Source organism: Rhizobium sp. 01N424 (genome assembly GCF_056399485.1).
In genome coordinates, this window is the sequence record NZ_JBFTRK010000052.1 from 1 (window position 1) to 373 (window position 373).

General features: G+C 55.0%; 1 rRNA gene. It reads right to left on the minus strand.

The annotated features are described in order from the left end of the window. Positions 1-373, minus strand: a 23S ribosomal RNA gene (locus tag AC1DNK_RS30040); the annotation flags it as partial.

The window sequence follows — 373 nt, forward strand, 5'->3', positions numbered from 1 at the left end:
GCTCCCACTGCTTGTACGTACACGGTTTCAGGTTCTGTTTCACTCCCCTCGCCGGGGTTCTTTTCGCCTTTCCCTCACGGTACTGGTTCACTATCGGTCAGTCAGGAGTATTTAGCCTTGGAGGATGGTCCCCCCATATTCAGACAGGATACCACGTGTCCCGCCCTACTCTTCGAACTCACAGCAGGTGCATTTTTGTGTACGGGACTGTCACCCTGTACCGTGCGACTTTCCAGACGCTTCCACTAATGCACAAGCTGATGATGGTTCCGGGCTCCTCCCCGTTCGCTCGCCGCTACTGGGGGAATCTCGGTTGATTTCTTTTCCTCGGGGTACTTAGATGTTTCAGTTCCCCCGGTTCGCCTTGCAGCAC